The organism is Oxalicibacterium sp. (assembly GCF_057353965.1).
The window spans coordinates 689851-707788 of sequence record NZ_JBMQZD010000001.1 but is presented as its reverse complement, the minus strand read 5'-3'; the positions used below and the strand labels follow the sequence as shown (position 1 = coordinate 707788).

At 61.9% G+C, this 17938-nt stretch carries 11 protein-coding genes; 10 read left to right on the top strand and 1 reads right to left on the bottom strand.

Translation table 11 applies throughout. The annotated features are described in order from the left end of the window. The first annotated feature begins 220 nt into the window (after positions 1 to 220). From ACO1VH_RS03450 to ACO1VH_RS03420, 7 genes are all read left to right on the top strand, one after another. A complete protein-coding gene (locus ACO1VH_RS03450; RefSeq protein ID WP_486242457.1) occupies positions 221 to 946 on the top strand; it encodes a 16S rRNA (uracil(1498)-N(3))-methyltransferase in 726 nt (241 codons plus the stop codon). Positions 947 to 1031: 85 nt separating this feature from the next. Next, a complete protein-coding gene (locus ACO1VH_RS03445) occupies positions 1032 to 2009 on the top strand; it encodes a bifunctional riboflavin kinase/FAD synthetase (protein WP_486242455.1) in 978 nt (325 codons plus the stop codon). A gap of 65 nt (positions 2010 to 2074) precedes the next feature. Continuing rightward, positions 2075 to 4951, top strand: coding sequence for an isoleucine--tRNA ligase (gene ileS, locus ACO1VH_RS03440; RefSeq protein ID WP_486242454.1), 2877 nt, complete (start codon positions 2075 to 2077; stop codon positions 4949 to 4951). 116 nt (positions 4952 to 5067) lie between these two features. Then, positions 5068 to 5559, top strand: coding sequence for a signal peptidase II (gene lspA, locus ACO1VH_RS03435; protein ID WP_486242452.1), 492 nt, complete (start codon positions 5068 to 5070; stop codon positions 5557 to 5559). A 55-nt stretch (positions 5560 to 5614) separates the two neighbouring features. After that, complete coding sequence (gene coaBC, locus ACO1VH_RS03430; protein WP_486242451.1) at positions 5615 to 6811, top strand: bifunctional phosphopantothenoylcysteine decarboxylase/phosphopantothenate--cysteine ligase CoaBC; 1197 nt, start codon at positions 5615 to 5617, stop codon at positions 6809 to 6811. A gap of 59 nt (positions 6812 to 6870) precedes the next feature. After that, positions 6871 to 7320 (top strand): dUTP diphosphatase, encoded by a 450-nt coding sequence (gene dut, locus ACO1VH_RS03425; protein ID WP_486242449.1) that lies wholly within the window; start codon positions 6871 to 6873, stop codon positions 7318 to 7320. Positions 7321 to 7352: 32 nt separating this feature from the next. After that, positions 7353 to 8420, top strand: coding sequence for a M48 family metalloprotease (locus ACO1VH_RS03420; protein WP_486242448.1), 1068 nt, complete (start codon positions 7353 to 7355; stop codon positions 8418 to 8420). Positions 8421 to 8494: 74 nt separating this feature from the next. Here ACO1VH_RS03420 and glnE read toward each other — a convergent pair whose 3' ends face one another. Then, positions 8495 to 11203 (bottom strand): bifunctional [glutamate--ammonia ligase]-adenylyl-L-tyrosine phosphorylase/[glutamate--ammonia-ligase] adenylyltransferase, encoded by a 2709-nt coding sequence (gene glnE / locus ACO1VH_RS03415; protein WP_486242446.1) that lies wholly within the window; start codon positions 11201 to 11203, stop codon positions 8495 to 8497. A gap of 148 nt (positions 11204 to 11351) precedes the next feature. Between glnE and ACO1VH_RS03410 the strand changes: the two genes are divergently transcribed. From ACO1VH_RS03410 to tldD, 3 genes are all read left to right on the top strand, one after another. Further along, the gene (locus ACO1VH_RS03410) at positions 11352 to 15521 is read left to right on the top strand and encodes a YhdP family protein (protein ID WP_486242444.1); all 4170 of its coding nucleotides are present in this window, start codon (positions 11352 to 11354) and stop codon (positions 15519 to 15521) included. Between the two features lie 3 nt (positions 15522 to 15524). Next, positions 15525 to 16334, top strand: coding sequence for a carbon-nitrogen hydrolase family protein (locus tag ACO1VH_RS03405; protein ID WP_486242443.1), 810 nt, complete (start codon positions 15525 to 15527; stop codon positions 16332 to 16334). A gap of 141 nt (positions 16335 to 16475) precedes the next feature. Beyond that, positions 16476 to 17936: a metalloprotease TldD gene (tldD, locus tag ACO1VH_RS03400; protein WP_486242441.1), complete on the top strand. Its 1461-nt coding sequence runs from the start codon at positions 16476 to 16478 to the stop codon at positions 17934 to 17936. Positions 17937 to 17938 lie beyond the last annotated feature (2 nt).

Genomic DNA, 17938 nt, shown 5'->3' with positions numbered 1-17938 from the left:
TGATCGATTTGCAGGCATGGGCGCAACAAAAACAACCTTGAAAAACAGCCCTGCTGCGGAGCCGACTATTTTACCAGACCGGGGCCTCGGACTAAAATCGGAATCGTTGTCCGGATCGCTGCCCGTTCCCACCGATCGGGGTCGGCTCGGACATGTCGAATCGACAACCTTGCGAGCCCTTACGCTGTAAACCTGTAACCCTTTCTTTACGAACGCCTACATGCCCCGTTTCTACTGCCCGCAAGCGCTTGCCCTTGGCGCCGTCGTCACCTTGCCGGAAGTCGTCGCCCACCATATCCAGGTCGTGCGCCTGACGGTTGGCGACCGCATCACGCTGTTCAACGGCGAGGGCGGCGAATATACGGCGACCATTTCCACCATCGAAAAGAAGCGGGTGACGGCGGAGATCAAGCTGTTCGAGCCGCACGAAGTCGAGCTGCCGTACGCGATTACGCTGGCGCAGGCGTTGCCGGAAGCATCGAAGATGGACTGGATCGTCGAGAAGGCGGTCGAACTGGGCGTGCATGCAATCCAGCCGCTGGCGGCGCAGCGCTGCGTGGTGCGGCTGTCCGCCGAACGCGCGGGAAAACGGCTGCAGCACTGGGCCGGCATTGTCGTGGCAGCGTCCGAGCAGAGCGGGCGCAACCGGCTGGCAACGGTGGCCGGGCCGGTCGATTTCACGCAATGGATTGCGCAGCAGGATCTGCATCCGCGCATCATGCTGAGCCCGCGTTCCGAGCAGTCGCTGTCGGACTGGGCGCGCCATCATCCGCCGCAATCGGTCGCGCTGATGATCGGTCCTGAAGGCGGTTTTACCGAGCAGGAAGAAGCGCAGGCGCAGGCCAAAGGCGTGCTGCTGCTCGGCATGGGACCACGCGTGCTGCGTACCGAAACCGCCGGACTGGCGGCGGTGGCAGCGCTGAATGCGGTCTGGGGCGCGCTGTAAGAGGCTCGCTGCCGTCCGGATGGACGGGAAAGCATCTATAATTCAAGGTTTTGCGACGGTTTTCCCGTCAAATCCACACGATTCGATGAAGGTATTTCGCGGACTTCCCAATGCTGCGTCGCGCGCACCCTGTGCGCTGGCGATCGGCAATTTTGACGGCGTGCATCGCGGCCATCAGGCGCTGCTGGCACGCCTGCGCGAAGTGGCGTCCGGCATGGGCATCGAATCGGCGGTGATGACGTTCGAGCCGCATCCGCGCGAATTCTTCGCGGCGCGGGCCGGCGATCCGTCGCGCGCGCCGAAGCGCATCGCCAGTCTGCGCGACAAGCTGGTCTCGCTGTCGCACGCCGGCGTCGATCGCGTCATCGTCGAGCATTTCAACGAGCATTTCGCTGCGTTGCCGCCCGAGGAGTTCGTTGAACGCATTCTGGTGCAGGGCTTGCACGTGAAGTGGCTGATCGTCGGCGAGGATTTCTGCTACGGCGCCAAGCGCGCCGGCAACGTGCAGACGCTGATCGAGGCCGGCAAGCGGTACGGCTTTACCGTCGAGACGCAGCCAACTGTGACGAACGATGGTTTGCGCGTGTCGTCGTCGGCGATCCGTGAGGCGCTTGCCGATGGCGATTTCGTCCGTGCCGAAGCCTTGCTCGGCCATCCGTATTCGATTTCCGGCCATGTCGTGCACGGCAAGAAGCTGGGGCGCACGATCGGCTTCCCGACGCTGAACCTGCGCGTGGTGCACAAGCATCCGGCCGTGTCCGGCATCTATGTCGTGCAGGTGCGGGGGTTGGAAGACACGCCATTGCCCGGCGTGGCCAGCATCGGCGTGCGACCGACGGTGGATGATAGCGGCCGCGTGCTGCTCGAGACGCATCTGTTCGATTACAACACGCCGTGCTACGGCAAACGGGTGCGCGTGGAATTTTTGAAGAAGCTGCGCGATGAAGAAAAGTATGTGGACCTGCCGACGCTGACCGCTGCGATCGAACGCGATGCGGAGCAGGCGCGCGCGCATTTCCGCCAGCTGGCAGATGCGGCGACATCCGCCACCGACCGAATTTGACGATCGAACGTCACGCACCTCATTCGTTCGTTTGATCCACAGAATCCCAGAAAAAGAAATTTCCCATGTCCGACAAGCCAAACAAACCGGCCGACAAGGCAGCCAGCAAATATCCGGTCAACATGACCGATACGCCGTTCCCGATGCGCGGCGATCTCGCCAAGCGCGAACCGCAATGGGTCAAGCAATGGCAGGAGCGCAAGATCTACGAAAAGATCCGCGCCGCGTCGAAAGGGCGTCCGAAATTCATCCTGCACGACGGTCCGCCGTATGCGAACGGCGACATCCACCTTGGTCATGCGGTCAACAAGATCCTGAAGGACATCATCGTCAAGTCCAAGCAATTCGACGGCTATGACGCGCCTTACGTGCCGGGCTGGGATTGTCACGGCATGCCGATCGAGATTCAGATCGAAAAACAGTTCGGCAAGAACCTGCCGACCGCGGAGGTCATGACCAAGGCGCGCGCCTATGCGAACGAACAGGTCGAACGCCAGAAGGCCGGTTTCATTCGCCTCGGTGTGCTGGGCGAATGGGATAACCCGTACAAGACGATGAACTTCGGCAATGAAGCCGACGAAATCCGCGCGCTCGGCACGCTGATGGAAAAGGGCTACGTCTATCGCGGCCTGAAGCCAGTCAACTGGTGCTTCGATTGCGGCTCGGCATTGGCGGAAGCGGAAGTCGAATACCAGGACAAGCGCGATCCGGCGATCGACGTCGGTTTCCCGTTCGCGGAACCGGAAAAGGTCGCGAAAGCGTTCGACCTGCCGAAGCTGCCGGTCGATAAAGGCTACATCGTCATCTGGACCACGACGCCATGGACGATTCCATCCAACCAGGCGCTGAACGTGCATCCGGAACTGCGCTACGCGCTGGTCGAAACCTCGCGCAACAATGCGCCGCTGTTGCTGATTCTGGCAGCCGATCTGGTCGAGGATGTGCTGAAACGTTATGGCTTCGAAGGCAAGGTCGTTGCCACCTGCGATGGCGCGGCGCTGGAAGGCATTCGCTTCAAGCATCCGTTTGCCGATGTCGATCCGGGCTATAACCGCACGTCGCCGATCTACTTGGCCGACTACGTGGCCGCCGACAGCGGCACCGGCATCGTGCATGCCGCGCCGGCCTACGGTATCGACGACTTCATCTCGTGCAAGAAGCACGGGCTGCGCGACGACGAAATCATCGCGCCGGTGATGGCCGATGGCAAATACGCATCGTGGCTGCCGCTGTTCGGCGGCATGACGATCTGGGAAGCATCGAAGCCGATCTGCGCGAAACTGGACGAAGTCGGCTCGCTGTTCAAGCTGGTGATGTTCGATCACAGCTACATGCACTGCTGGCGCCACAAGACGCCGATCATCTATCGCGCAACCTCGCAGTGGTTTGCCGGCATGGATGTGATGCCGAAAAATCAGGGCGCGACGCTGCGCGAAACTGCACTGGCCGCGATCGAGGAAACGCAGTTCTTCCCGAGTTGGGGCAAGGCACGTCTGCACGGCATGATCGCCAATCGACCGGACTGGACGTTGTCACGTCAGCGCCAGTGGGGCGTGCCGATGGCCTTCTTCGTGCACAAGGAAACGGGCGATCTACATCCGCGCACACCGGAGTTGCTGGAGCAGATCGCGCAACGCGTCGAGAAGGATGGCATCGAAGCATGGCTGTCGCTCGATCCGAAGGAATTGCTGGGTAACGACGCCGACCTGTATCTGAAGAATCGCGACACGCTGGACGTGTGGTTCGATTCCGGCTGCACGCACCAGACCGTGCTGGGCGGGCCGCAAGGAAAAGGCTCGCATGGAAAGGAGCTGGGCTTTCCGGCCGACCTGTATCTGGAGGGTTCGGACCAGCATCGCGGCTGGTTCCATTCTTCGCTGCTGACATCGTCCATGCTGAACGGCCGCGCGCCGTACAAGGCGCTGCTGACACACGGCTTCACGGTCGACGGTGAGGGCAAGAAGATGTCCAAGTCGCTCGGCAACACGCTGGCGCCGCAGAAGATTTCCGACACGCTGGGTGCCGATATCCTGCGCCTGTGGATCGCCTCGACCGACTATTCGGGCGAACTGTCGATCTCCGACGAAATTCTCAAGCGCGTGACGGAATCCTATCGCCGCATCCGCAACACGTTGCGCTTCCTGTTGTCGAACACGTCCGATTTCGATCCGAAGAAGGATCTGGTCGCCGTCGACGACATGCTGGAAATCGACCGTTATGCGATCGCGCAGATGGCCGAGCTGCAGCGCGAGCTGATCGATCATGCGCGCGCCTACGAATTCCATCCGGTCGTGGCACGTCTGCAGGGCTATTGCTCGGACGACCTCGGCAGCTTCTATCTCGATATCCTGAAGGATCGCCTGTACACCAGTGGCGTGACGTCGCATGCGCGCCGTTCGGCGCAGAGCGCGATCTGGCACATGACGCATGCGCTGCTGCGCCTGATGGCGCCCATCCTGTCGTTCACGGCGGAAGAGGCGTGGGCCGTGTTCGTCGGCGACGAAGCGGGCGATACCATCTTCACACAGACGAACTATGTGCTGCCGCCGGTGTCCGATGCTGCGGCATTGCTGCAGAAGTATGCGGCGTTGCGCACGATCCGCGACGATGTGATGAAGCAACTGGAAGAAGTGCGCGGTACCGGCGCGATCGGTTCGTCGCTGCAAGCGGAAGTCGAGTTGAAGGTCAGCGGCGACAAGTTCGATCTGCTGAATGGTCTCGGCGACGACCTGAAATTCGTGCTGATCACGTCGCAGGCGAAGGTCGTCAAGGTCGCGTCGGAGCAGGAAGAGGGCGTGGTTGTCACGCCGTCCGCCGCGCAGAAATGCGAACGCTGCTGGCACTATCGTCCGGCGGTCGGCACGCATGTCGATCATCCGGGTCTGTGCGACCGTTGCGTGGACAATCTGTTCGGCAACGGCGAGGCGCGTCGTTTCGCCTGATTGCCGGCGTAATTACCAACGTCATTGCTGACGTAACGTAATATCCGGCGTGCAATGCAAATGCGGTTCCGCTGCATGCGGAACCGTTTCCCGTGACATCGCAACGAAAACAATCGATGGCTAAGAAAATCTTCGGCAGTTCCTGCAGCATGGCGCCCTGGCTCGGCATCGCAGCGATTGTGGTTCTGATCGACCAGATCACCAAGATCGCGATCGAACGCCTGTTCTTCTATGGCGAATCGCACACGGTCACGTCGTTCTTCAACCTGGTGCTGGTCTACAACAAGGGCGCGGCGTTCAGTTTTCTTGCCACCGGTGGCGGCTGGCAGCGCTATTTCTTCACCGTGATGGGCATCGCCGCGGCGTTGTTCATCATCTGGCTGCTGCACCGGCATGCCGGCCAGCGTCTGTTCAGCTGGGCGCTGGCGCTGATTCTCGGCGGTGCGGTCGGCAATGTGATCGACCGGCTGATATACGGCCACGTCATCGACTTCCTCGATTTTCATGTCGGCGGTTGGCACTGGCCGGCTTTCAATATCGCCGACAGTTCGATCTGCATCGGCGCGATCCTGTTCATCTACGACGAATTGCGCCGCGTCGGCAAATAGCGGCAGGGCGGGTTGAACTGTTACACTAGCCCGCGACATCTTCCAGGAGTCTTCGATGGATCTTGCCGGTAAAAAAATCGTGCTGGGACTGACCGGCGGCATTGCCTGCTACAAGGCAGCCGAACTGACGCGCGCGCTGGTCAAGGCCGGCGCATCGGTGCAGGTGGTGATGACGGATGCGGCCACGCACTTCATCACACCGGTCACGATGCAGGCGCTGTCCGGCCGGCCGGTCGTCACCGACCAGTGGGATGCGCGCGTAGCCAACAACATGCCGCACATCGATCTGACGCGCGATGCCGATGCGATCGTCATCGCGCCGTGTTCCGCCGATTTCATTTTCAAGCTTGCGCATGGCGCCTGCAACGATCTGCTGTCCACCTTGTGCGTGGCGCGCCCGATGTCGGTGCCGCTGATGGTCGCGCCGGCGATGAACGTCGAGATGTGGCAGAACCCGGCCACGCAGCGCAACGTCGCACAACTGAAAAGCGACCGTATCGCCGTGCTCGGTCCCGACGCCGGCGAGCAGGCTTGCGGCGAGACCGGCATGGGCCGCATGCTGGAGCCGGCGCAGCTGCTGGAAGAAATCGTCGCCAGCTTTCAACCCAACCTGTTGGTCGGCAAAAGCGTGCTGATTACCGCCGGCCCGACTTTCGAACCCATCGATCCGGTACGCGGCATTACCAATCTGTCGTCCGGCAAGATGGGTTACGCGATTGCGCGCGCGGCGCGCGAAGCGGGCGCCGACGTGACGCTGGTTTCCGGCCCGACCGCGCTGGATGCGCCGTACGGCGTGCATCGCATCAACGTGCAGACCGCCGAGCAGATGCACGACGTCGTGATGTCGCGCATCGCATCGCAGCACGTCTTCATCGCAGTGGCCGCGGTCGCGGACTGGCGCGTGAAAAACGTCAGCGGACAGAAGATCAAGAAGGACGCCGAAGGCAAGTCGCCGGCGCTGGAGTTCGAGGAAAACACCGACATCCTCGCTGCCGTCGCTGCGTTGGACAAGCGGCCATACTGCGTCGGCTTTGCTGCCGAGTCGGAAAACCTGATTGAATTCGGCGAAGCCAAGCGCAAGAAGAAAAATATTCCTCTGCTGGTCGGCAATATCGGTCCGCAGACTTTCGGCCGCGACGACAACGAGCTGATGCTGTTCGACGAAAAAGGCCATCTGCCGCTACCGCATGCCGACAAGCAGTCGCTGGCGCGCCGGCTGGTCGTCGAGATTGCGCAGCGCCTGAAGGACTGATCTGATCGTCACGTATCCATTTCAAGCATCTATTCAAATATCCCCACGACTTTCCCTACATGAAGAACATCGACGTCAAAATTCTCGACCCCCGCATGAAAGAGCAATTGCCGGCTTACGCAACGTCGGGCAGCGCGGGCCTGGATCTGCGCGCCTGCCTCGATGCACCGCTGGTGCTGAAGCCGGGAGAGACGCATCTGGTGCCGACCGGCCTGGCAATCCACATCGCCGATCCCGGCTATGCAGCGATGATCCTGCCGCGCAGCGGCATGGGCCACAAGCACGGTATCGTGCTTGGGAACCTCGTCGGCCTGATCGACTCCGATTACCAGGGCCAGCTGATGGTCTCCACCTGGAACCGCGGCCAGACCGAATTCACGCTGAACCCGATGGAACGCCTGGCGCAACTGGTCATCGTGCCCGTGATGCAGGTCGGCTTCAACATCGTCGACGATTTCGATGCCAGCACGCGTGGTGCCGGCGGTTTCGGCAGTACCGGTAAACACTGAAACGGCAAACACTGATTCACCAGGAGAAATCCATGCAAGACTTGCTTCGTCCCTTCCTGTTTTCCGTGAAGCGCGCACCAATGCGCCTCGCCCTGATTTCCGCTGCGTTGGCCCTGGCCGGTTGCAGCACGGTGCCGCTGGATGCGCCGGGCGGAGCTTCTGCCGGCGGCGAGTCGACGCAAGCGCAGGCACTGCGTACGATCACGACGCAGCAGGATCGCCTGTATCGTGTCGCCGCGCCGCTGCTGGTCAACAACACGCCGCTGTGCAAGGGCAATGTGCGCAACCTGATCGGTTTCAGCGCTAAGAACAAGTATTCATATTCGGAAGACTATGTGACGGCAGCCAGCGCGCTCGGCTACGAAGAGCGGCTGCAGGTGACCGGCGTGCTGAACAACAGCGGCGCAGCGCGTGCCGGCATTCGTCGCGGCGATCTGCTGACGTCGGTTCAGGATCAGCCGATGCCGCAGGGACCGAACGCCGAACGTCAGGCCGCCGCGATTCTCGGTCCAATGGTGGGGCGTTCGTCCAGCGTCAAACTCGGCTTGCAGCGCGACAACAACCCGCTGACTGTGAATGTGCCGCTGACGCAGGCCTGCGGCTTCGGCATCGAACTGGGCAATGTGGACAACGTCAATGCCTATTCCGACGGCCGCCGCGTGCTGATCACGCGCGGCATGCTGAATTTCGCGCGCAACGATACGGAGCTGGCCTATGTGATGGCGAAGGAGCTGGCACATACTGCGCTAGGTCATCCGACGCGTCAGCAGATGAATGCGACGATCGGCGGCATCATCGACAACATGACCCGCGTGACGCCGGATACGACGATGCTGAGCGGCACGGCCGGCGTGAAGGCGATGCCGCAGGAACTTGACGAGGCAGCCGACACGCTGTCGTTGTACATGCTGGCGCGCGCCGGCTACAGCATCGATGGTGCGGCGGCATTCTGGCAGCGCCTGGCGAATCAGTATCCGGCCAGCGTACTGAATGGCTATACGGCGATCCATCCGGATACCGATGCCCGTCTTGCCGCGATCCGCAAGACGGCCAGCGAAATCAAGGCCAAGCAGAGCGCGAAGAAGACCTTGCTGCCCTGATCGTTACGCTTCACGGCACGATAAAAAGCCGCCCTGTTTGGGCGGCTTTTTTCATGGCGGTGCGACTGGCGTGATCAGCCGAAGACCTGTTGCCACAATGCCGTGACGGCATTGATTTCCGTCATCACCTTGTCTTTCTCGACGCGTGCGCGTTCCTCGCCCTGCAGCCGGATATGGTGCTGCATGCGGCGGAAGGTGCGGTAGGCATCGGCGCATTGTTCCGACAGATCGCGCGCAATCAGTCCCAGTTCGCCGCACAGCTTCAGCAGCGCGATGTTGCCGATGTCGCCGGTCAGGCGCGGTTGTTCTGCGGCATGACGCAGCACCAGGTACTGCACGATGAATTCGATGTCGATCATGCCGCCGGCATCGTGCTTCAGGTCGAACAATTGCGTGCGATTCGGATGTGCGTCGTGCATCTTCTTGCGCATTTCCAGCACATCCTGTTTCAGCTTGCTGTCGTCGCGCGACTGGCGCAGCACCTTTTCGCGTATCGCCTCGAACCGTTCGCCGATACGTGCATCGCCGGCGCAGAAGCGCGCGCGTGTCAAAGCCTGGTGTTCCCACAGCCAGGCGGACTGGGTTTCGTATTTCTCGAACGAGGCGACTGTCGTGACCAGCAGGCCGCTGGCGCCGTCGGGCCGCAGCGCGGTATCGATGTCGAACAGGATGCCGGCCGGCGTATGCGACGTCATCCACGTGATGAAGCGTTGCGCGAGCTTGGCGTACAGCGCCGGCGCATCGGGATGATCGTCGTCGTACAGGAAGATGACGTCGAGGTCTGACGCGTAGCCGAGTTCCTTGCCGCCCAGCTTGCCGAAAGCGATGACGGCGAACTGCGGCGCATCGCGATGGCGGTTCGGCAGCATTTTCCAGATCGCATTCATCGTCAGCGCGACCAGCCGGTCGGCCAGTTCGGACAGATGATCGGCAAGGCGCTCGACAGTCAGATCGCCGACCAGATCCTGCGCCAGCAGGCGGATCAGTTGCGCGTGGTGCATCTCGCGCAGGATGTCCATCTGCCGTTCGGTATCGCCCGGCACTTCGTCGAGCTGGCGCTGGCAGTTCTGCACGAAGGCGTCCCAGTCGGGCGCCGCCTTCAGCGTGCGGTCGTCCAGCAATTCATCGAGCAATAGCGGATGGCGCGTCAGATAGGTCGCAGCCCAGTTGCTGGCGGCGATCATGCGGATCACGCGTTCCAGCGCATGCGGATATTCGGTCAGTAGCGCGAGATAGGCGGCGCGGCGTGCAATCGCTTCGAGGAAATCGAGTAGGCGGCCGAGCGTGGCGGCGTGGGCCTGCGTGACTTTCGCGATGAGCGGCAGTGCGGCGTTGACGAGGGCGACCAGCTTGTTGCGGCTGGCTTCCGGCAACGATTGCAGGCGCGGAGAATGCCAGGTGGCGAGCATGCGGCGCGCGGCTTCTTCCGGATGATCGAAGTTCAGCGTCTGCAAAAAGGCCGCGATCGCTTCCTCGCTGTCGGAGGCGGACAGCACGGCATGCAGTTCCGCGCTGACTTCGGCCTGTTGTTGTTCGCTTTTTCTGTCGTCGAAAATCTCGTCGAACTGCAGCGCGACCAATGCGCGCTGTTCTTCCAGCGTAGTCAACAGCGTAGTCGTGTCGTCATAACCCATCATCCGCGCGACAGTCAGCCGGTCTTTTTCGTTGGCCGGCAGTGTGTGTGTCTGCGCATCGTCCAGGTATTGCAGCCGATGCTCTAGGTTGCGCAGGAAGGTATAGGCATCCAGCAGTTGTTCAACGACTTCGGGCTTGAGCAACTGCTTTTCCGCCAGTGTGTGCAGCGTATGGCGCGTGGAACGGTCGCGCAGCACGGCATCGCGTCCGCCGCGGATCAGCTGGAACACCTGCGCGATGAATTCGATTTCGCGGATGCCGCCGCGACCGAGCTTGACGTTGTTGCTGCGGTCCGGATGGCGCGCTTCCTGCCGCGTGACTTCGGCGCGGATCTGTGCATGCATGTTGCGGATCGCGTCGATCGAGCCGTAGTCGAGATAGCGACGATAGACGAAGGGGCGCACGATCTGGTCCAGCGCGGCGATGTCGTCCGGATGACCGGTCAGCGCACGCGCCTTGACCCAGGCGTAGCGCTCCCACTCGCGGCCCTGCACGATCAGGTATTCCTCGACCATGGCGAGGCTGGCTGCCAGCGGGCCGGAAGCGCCGTTCGGCCGTAGCGCCATGTCGACGCGGAAGGTGAAGCCGTCTTCGGTGATCTCGGACAGCGCGGCGATCAGCTTGCGGCCGGTGCGGACGAAGAATTCGTGGTTGGACAGCTGTTTCTGTTCGGGCGAGGTCGTTGCCGTCTCGCCGTCTTCCGGGTAGACGAAGATCAGGTCGATATCGGACGAAACGTTCAGTTCGCCACCGCCGAGCTTGCCCATGCCGAGCACGATCATTTCCTGCGGGCGGCCCGATTCGGCACCGATCGGCGTGCCGTGCAGGGCGATCATGTCGTCGGTGATCGCAGCCAGGTGCCGCTGCACGGCAAAGTCGCCGAATGCCGTCATCGTATCCAGCACTTCAGCCAGATCGGCCTGTCCGCCCAGATCGCGCCGGATCAGCGTGCAGATTACCAGGTTGCGCAGGCGGCGCATGGCGGCCGGTAGCGGGGCGCCGGCATCGGCCTGCTCTTGTAAAATGCGAGCGAAAACTTCGGTGTTCAGGGATAATCTGCCGGTTTCGGCCACCTTTTGCGCGCGCGATGCATCTGCATTGATCCATCGGGTGTAGAACCGTGAGGCGGAGATGTCGGATTGGGGCATGTTCGTCAAGGCAGGAGTTCCAAGGTTGTCGAGGATGGTTGGTCGAGCCGATTCTTGGAATCTTGAACCAAGCCATCTTGATGTTGTCAGCACCGAGCAGTGCGCCGAATTTATTCTACGCGATGTCGACCTACCGACTCTTTGATTGATGCCTACCGAGCAACGCCAACCCGAACGGATTTCCCTGGCTGACAGGCTGCAGACAGGCTGGCGTTCCCTCCGGATATCCTGCCGCCAGACGGGTGGCGCAGGCTGCCGCGCGCTGAAGTGGCTGTTGCGGCTGGCGGTCGTTTTCTATTTCATCTTCTGTGCGCTGTTCCTGACGCTGCGCTACGCGGTGCTGCCGCAGATCGCCGATTACCGCGCCGATGTCGAACGGGTGGCAACGCATTCGCTAGGCCGCCCGGTGACGATAGGCGCCATCGCCGCCTCCTGGCGCGGCCTGCGGCCTGAACTTGCGCTCACCGACGTCGCCATCTACGACAAGAACGACAAACCTGCACTGCGCTTGCCTGAGGTATCCGCCACCGTCTCATGGTGGTCTCTGCTGGTGGCCGATCTGCGGCTGCACCGGCTGGAGATCGACCGGCCCGACATGGACGTGCTGCGCGATGCAGGCGGCAATTTCTACGTAGCCGGCCTGCCGCTTGATCTGAAGCAAAGCAGCGACGGCCGCGCGGCTGACTGGGTGCTGTCGCAACACGAGATTCGCATCCACGGCGGCCGGTTGCGCTGGCGGGACGATCTGCGCCAGGCGCCCGAACTGCAGTTGAACGACGTCGACATCGTGCTGCGCAATAGCGGCAACAACCACTATTTTGCGCTGAAGGCGACACCACCCGAGGCGATTGCCGCACCGCTCGACGTACGTGCCAGTTTCGATCATCCTTTGTTTGCCGACAAGATTTCCGACGCGACGCAATGGACGGGCGAAATCTATGCCGATCTGCGCAACACTGATCTGACGGCTTGGAAGACCTACCTCGACTTTCCGTTCGATCTGCAGACGGCCAGGGGATCGGTGCGGGCCTGGCTTGCATTCGATCATGCGCGCGCGGCCGACCTGACTGCCGACTTGTCCCTGTCCGACGTGCGGCTGCAGCTGCGTGCCGATCTGGCGCCGCTGGATCTGGTCAGCGCGAATGGCCGCGTTGCGGTGCGCGAATCGCTGGAGACGGCGGCCACCGGCCTGCCGACCTTAGGTATGCAGGGTCATACGATTGCTGTCACCGACTTGACGTTGCACGGGCGCGATGGTTTGACGCTGCCGAAGACGACGATGAGCGAGCGTTACGTGGCGGCGAAGAACGGCAAGCCGGCATCGACCGAAGTGCAGGCGACGCTGCTCGATCTGCGTGCGCTGGCCGATTTCGTCGGCCGCTTGCCGTTGCCGGCCGAGCAGTTGCGGCTGCTGGAGGATTTTGCGCCGCGCGGGCAGCTGAAGAATTTTTCCGCGCAATGGCAGGGCGATTATCCGAACATTGCGTCGTACAAGGTCAAGGGCGATTTCCTCGGACTGGCGCTGAATGCCCAGCCGGCGCGCGCGGCACGTCCGGCGACCGCGCGCAGGCCGGCGCAGGCGGCGGTGCCGGCGATTCCCGGTTTCGAGAACCTGACCGGCCATATCGACGCCAACAGCGAGGGCGGCGCATTCGTGCTGGCATCGAACAATGTGAAGCTGTCGCTGCCGACGTATTTTTCCGAACCGGAGGTCTTCTTCGATGCGCTGAAGATGGACGCGAAATGGGATTTCCGTCCGAACGATCAACTGTTCCTCGATGTGCGCCGGCTCGATGTGGCGCAGGGAGGATTGAACGTCTCGCTGTCCGGCACGCACCTGATGCCGCTGGATCGCAAGGGGCATGTGCCGGGCGTCATCGATGTCAGCGGCAATATCGACGGGTTGGCGTTGGACCGCGTCGGCGACTATCTGCCGACGGCGATGGATGTGCATGTGCGCGATTGGCTGACCGGCGGACTGGTCGGCGGCACCTTGCGCGACGGCCGTATCCGTATCAAGGGCGACTTGGCGCAATTCCCGTTTCACACCGCCAAGCCGAATGAAAAGCCCAAGGGCGAATTCACCTTCAGCGGCCGCATCGATGACGGCGCACTGAACTATGCGCCGGGAGAGTTCGGCCGCGACGGCCAGATGCCGCTGTGGCCGATCCTGGACAAGATCAAGGGCACGATCCGTTTCGACCGCACGCGCATGGAAATCCTCGCCGACAGCGGCCACACGCATGGCGCGATGGTATCTGACGTGAAGGCCGTCATTCCCGATCTGCTGTCGGACAACCTGATGCTGGAAATCGATGGCGACGCTTCCGGCCCGCTGCAGGATCTGGTGCAGTACACGGTGGATAGTCCGGTCGCGGGATGGATAGGCCATTTCACCGACGAGACGAAGGCGACTGGCGATGCCACGCTGGACCTGAAGCTGCACCTGCCGCTGAATCATCTGGACGATGCGAAGGTGGAAGGCCGCCTGAAGTTCGCCAACAACGGCGTGACGCTGATGAACGCGATGCCGCAGATGACGCAGACCGGCGGTGTGGTTGCCTTCAATGAAAAAGGCGTGACGCTGGAAGGCGTGAAGACGAATTTCCTCGGCGGTCCGCTGACCCTGAGCGGCGGCTCGCAGAAGGACGGCAATATCCTGATCAAGGCCGACGGCAGCCTGACAGCCGCCGGTTTGCGCAAGAGCTATGCTTCGCCGGCGATGCAGAAGTTTGCCGATCGCGTTAGCGGCAGCACGAAATTCACGGCGGCGGTGGCCGTCAAGGGCAAGCTGGTCGACGTGACGGTGGAATCCAACCTGCGCGGCCTCGGCCTCGATTTGCCGGCACCGTTGCGCAAGGCGGCGCGTGATGCCTTGCCGCTGAAGTTTGCACAGAGCGGCGTGGCTTCTGACAATGCGGCGTTGTCGCGCGACACGATACAGATTTCGCTCGGCAGCATGATCGCCGCCAGCTATCAGCGCGAACGCAATGCCAACGATCCCGCCGCAGCATGGCGCGTGGTGCGCGGCGGCATCGGCGTCAACGTGCCGCCGCCGATACCGGACGATGGCCTGATGGCCAATGTCAACATGCGATCGCTGAATGTGGACGACTGGCTGGATCTGACTTCGTCACTGGGCGGTACGGCAAAGAGCGGCAAGAAAGCGGCAGCGGACGGGCCGGATGTGGCGCAGTATGTGGAACCGAATGTGGTAGCGGTACGCGCCAACGAACTCTATCTGCTCGGCAAGAAGCTCGATAACGTCGTGGTCGGCGTGTCGCGCGATGAAAACACCTGGCAGGCCAATATCGATTCGCAGCAGGCTTCTGGCTACCTGACGTGGGTCGAATCGTCGTCGGGACGTGGCCTCGGCAAGGTGACGGCGCGGCTGGCGTCACTGGTGGTGCCGAAGTCGGCCAGTTCCGACGTCAAGACCCTGTTGGCCGATACCGATAAAACGACCGAGATGCCGGCACTCGATATCGTCGCCGAGGATTTCCAGTTGTTCGATCGCAAGCTGGGGCGTCTTGAGTTGCGCGCGCATTATGTGCGTGCCACGGAAGGGCGCGAATGGAAGATACGTAATCTTGCGCTGAAGAATACGGATGCGACGTTGACGGCAAGCGGCAGCTGGTTGGCGAAAAACGGCAGCAATACATCGAGCCTCGATTACAACCTGGACATTGCCAATGCCGGCGGCTTGCTGAATCGTTTCGGCTTCGTCGACGTGGTGCGCGGCGGCAAGGGCAAGATGAGCGGCGCCATCAACTGGAAGGGGTTGCCGTTCTCCATCGATTTTCCGACGCTGTCGGGCAATCTCGATCTTGACATCAGCAGCGGCCAGTTCCTGAAGGTGGAACCGGGTGCGGCCAAGTTGCTCGGCGTGTTGAGCCTGCAATCGTTGCCGCGCCGTCTGACGCTGGATTTCCGCGACGTATTTTCCGAAGGGTTTGCGTTCGACGGCATCAACGGCAACGCGCAGATCGCCAACGGCGTCGCGCATACCGACAACCTGAAAATGCGCGGCGTCAGTGCTACCGTATTGATTACGGGCTCGGCCGACATCGACAAGGAAACGCAGGATCTGCGCGTGGTTGTTGTGCCGGAAATCAACGCCGGCGCGGCGTCGGTCGCTTATGCACTGGCTGTCAATCCGGTGATCGGCGCCGGCACTTTCCTGGCGCAACTGTTCCTGCGTGCGCCGTTAGCGAAGGCTTTCACGTTCGAATACGCGATCACCGGGCCTTGGAGCGATCCGAATGTCGTGAAGGTGGAACGCAAACCGGAAGCCGCGTCGACTACACCGGAGGGATGAACCATGCATGATGCTGTCACGCGAATTGCCGCGATCCAAATGGTATCGACGCCGGTCGTCGAAGAAAACATTGCAACGGCAACGCGGCTGATCGCCGAGGCGAAGCAGCAGGGTGCACAACTGGTGCTGCTGCCCGAATACTGGCCGGCGATGGGCATGCGCGAAACCGACAAGATCGCGCTGGCCGAGCAGATGAACGGCGGGCCGATCCAGGATTTCATGTCGCGTGCGGCAAAGGACTTCGGCATCTGGCTGATCGGCGGCACGCTGCCGATGGCGGCGGCGTGCGCGGACAAGGTGCTGAATACGACGATGGTCTATGGCCCCGATGGCCAGCGCGCGAAGCGTTACGACAAGATTCATCTGTTCAGCTTCACCAAGGGCGAGGAATCGTACGACGAGGCGCGCACCATCGTGCAGGGCAGCGAGGTCGCCACTTTCGATGCACCGTTCGGCCGTGTCGGTTTGTCGGTCTGCTACGACCTGCGTTTCCCGGAACTGTATCGCGCGATGGGCGATTGCATGCTGATCGTGGTGCCGGCCGCATTCACCTATACGACCGGCCGCGCGCACTGGGAAATCCTGCTGCGCGCACGCGCGATCGAAAACCAGTGCTATTTACTGGCAGCAGCGCAGGGCGGCCGCCACGTCAACGGCCGCACGACCTGGGGCCATAGCATGCTGATCGATCCGTGGGGCGAGATCGTCTCCGTCTGCGCCGAGGGCGAAGGTCTTGCAATCGGCGACATCGATCCCCAACATTTATTGCGTATCCGCGAGAATCTGCCGGCGTTGCGCCATCGCAAACTGTAACGGCAACCGTTGCACATCTGGCATATGGTTTCTCCTGCAACAACGGAGCCGCGCCGGAGGCATGGCCGGCGGATGTTTTACAATGCACTATCCGAACCCGAATTCATCCAATGCGCCGCCTGACTGCGCTTCCGAAAGACCATGACGCCATTCGAACCCAATCTGAAAACGCTGGCCGCCGCGCGCGACATCCTGCTGACGCCGTTCGGCCTCGACGAATCCGTGCTGCTGAAGACGCTGGGCACGATGTTCACGCACCGCGTCGATTACGCCGACCTGTATTTCCAGTTCACCAAGAGCGAGGGCTGGAGCCTGGAGGAAGGCATCGTCAAGACCGGCAGCTTCTCGATCGACCAAGGCGTCGGCGTGCGCGCGGTTTCCGGTGACAGGACGGCATTTTCGTATTCGGACGAAATTTCCGAACGCGCATTGATCGAAGCGGCAACGGCCACGCGCACGATTGCGCGTCAGGGCGCCGGCAAGATCAAGGTTGCATCATCTATCCAGCCAAGCGGCGGCCGTTCGCTGTATCTGCCGAACGATCCGCTGACGTCGCTGGACGCGACCGAAAAGGTCAAGCTGCTGGAGCGTATCGAACGCATCGCGCGCGCCAAGGACCCGCGTATCGTGCAGGTGATGGCAGGATTGGCAGGCGAATACGACGTCGTGCTCGTCGTGCGTAGCGATGGCGTATTGGCGGCCGATATCCGTCCGCTGGTGAGACTGTCGATCACGGTGATCGCCGAACAGAATGGCCGTCGCGAGGTTGGCACCAGCGGTGGCGGTGGTCGCTACAGCTATGGCTACTTCAGCGACGAATTGCTGGAGAAGTATGCGAGCGAGGCAGTGGCTTCCGCACTGGTCAATCTGGAAGCGCGTCCGGCGCCGGCCGGCCCGATGACGGTCGTGCTCGGCCCAGGCTGGCCCGGTGTGCTGCTGCACGAAGCGATCGGCCACGGCCTCGAAGGCGATTTCAACCGCAAGGGTTCGAGTGCGTTCTCCGGCCGTATTGGCGAGCGGGTCGCTGCCAAGGGTGTTACCGTCGTCGACGACGGCACGATCGCCGATCGCCGCGGTTCGCTGAACATCGACGACGAAGGCAATCCGACGCAATGCACGACGCTGATCGAGGACGGCATCCTGAAAGGCTACATCCAGGACACGATGAACGCGCGCCTGATGAAGATGCCGGTGACCGGCAATGCGCGCCGCGAATCGTATGCGCATCTGCCGATGCCGCGCATGACGAACACCTACATGCTGGCCGGCGACAAGGACCCGGAAGAAATTCTGGCATCGGTGAAGAACGGCCTGTATGCAGTCAACTTCGGCGGCGGCCAGGTCGATATCACCAACGGCAAGTTCGTGTTTTCGGCCAGCGAAGCCTACATGATCGAAAACGGCAAGCTGAGCTATCCGGTGAAGGGCGCGACGCTGATCGGCAACGGCCCCGACGTGTTGAACCGCGTGGCGATGATCGGCAACGACATGCGTCTGGACAGCGGCGTCGGCGTCTGCGGTAAGGAAGGCCAGAGCGTGCCGGTGGGTGTCGGCCAGCCGACACTGCGTCTGGATGGCGTAACGGTGGGCGGCACGGCCTGACC